2 protein-coding genes are annotated in these 1,271 nt (G+C 64.2%); one reads left to right on the top strand and one right to left on the bottom strand.

What is annotated here, in order from left to right; genetic code table 11:
• Window positions 1-198 precede the first annotated feature (198 nt).
• Window positions 199-663 (bottom strand): TIGR02444 family protein, encoded by a 465-nt coding sequence (locus F8N85_RS34305; protein WP_150806107.1) that lies wholly within the window; start codon window positions 661-663, stop codon window positions 199-201.
• A 50-nt stretch (window positions 664-713) separates the two neighbouring features.
• Between F8N85_RS34305 and F8N85_RS34300 the strand changes: the two genes are divergently transcribed.
• The coding region (locus F8N85_RS34300; RefSeq protein ID WP_150807691.1) for an ATP-binding cassette domain-containing protein at window positions 714-1,271 on the top strand (558 nt) is incomplete at its 3' end.

Below are 1,271 nucleotides of genomic sequence, written 5' to 3'. Positions count from 1 at the left end.
CAAACCTGCTGCCAGGCGGGCAGCCAAACCCGCCGTGAAAAAGCCGGTCGCCGCTAAGCCAGCAACAGCTGCTGTCGCGGCCAAGCCTGCGACTCCAGCGCCAGCAGCATCGCCGGCACCGACTGCGAGCACGCCTGCAGCGTCGCCTGTAACAACGCCAGCAGCCTCTGCGAGCAGCATCACCCCAACCAGCGCTTCCTAAGCCCCGGTTACCGCGACGCGCAGTTCATTCAGCGCGTCGCGGTTCAGGGTGGTGGCTTGTACCGCCACTCCTTCCAGCCAGGCTGGCAAATCCTTTGCCTCCTCTTCTGGCCAGTCTCGTGCCGTCGTCTCCAGTCGCAACAACAACTGTCGCTCCGCTTCGAGCTCAAGCGCCTTGACCTGTTCGCGCAGAATAGTCAGTTGCACATCCTCAAGGGCCGCCGAGCGCCATTGCTGGCGCAGTTGCCGCAGGGGTTGCACGACATCGTCATGCCAGGGGCCGGCCAGTAACTGCAGCTGCTGCAGACGTTGGGCATTGCAGACCACGCCACGCTGGCCAAGCCAGACCGCGCACAACAGCAGGCAGACATTGGCGCCCGCACTCTGCAGTTCCAGGCAGGCCCGTTCGACGCCGGGTCGGGCGTAGGTCGTCAGGGTAGAGCTCCACAGGTCAGAGGACATATTCCTTCTCGCGCCAGTTGCGAGCGAAGCTGGTAGACTCCGCCGCCATTATGATCCGACTTCAAAGCCTAACATTACAGCGTGGCCCGCAACGTCTGCTAGAAGACGCCGAGCTGACCCTGCACGCCGGTCACAAAGCCGGCCTGATCGGTGCCAACGGCGCCGGTAAATCCAGCCTGTTCGCCTTGCTCCAGGGGGAATTGACCCCTGACTCGGGCGACTGCTTCCTGCCGGCGGACTGGCGTATCGCCCATATGCGCCAGGAGGTCGACACCCTTGAGCGGGTAGCGGTCGACTATGTGCTCGATGGCGACCTGCGCCTGCGCGAGGTGCAGCGTGAGCTGGCCGACGCCGAAGCGGCCCATGACGGTGCCGCTCAGGCGCGCCTGCACGCCGAACTCGATAGCGCCGACGGTTACACCGCCGATGCCCGGGCGCGCAAGCTGCTGGCAGGTCTGGGCTTCACCAACGAGCAGATGGATCGCCAGGTCGGTGATTTCTCCGGTGGCTGGCGAATGCGTCTGAACCTGGCGCAGGCACTGATGTGTCCGTCAGATCTGTTGTTGCTCGATGAGCCGACCAACCACTTGGACCTCGACGCCATTCTG

This window comes from Pseudomonas fluorescens (assembly GCF_902497875.1).
GTDB classification, from domain to species: domain Bacteria; phylum Pseudomonadota; class Gammaproteobacteria; order Pseudomonadales; family Pseudomonadaceae; genus Aquipseudomonas; species Aquipseudomonas fluorescens_BR.
This window is presented reverse-complemented; position numbering and strand designations above follow the sequence as displayed.

Bases quoted from the DNA above. Each gene is read 5' to 3' on its own strand.
- F8N85_RS34305 (WP_150806107.1), bottom strand. From the start codon at position 663: ATGTCCTCTGACCTGTGGAGCTCTACCCTGACGACCTACGCCCGACCC.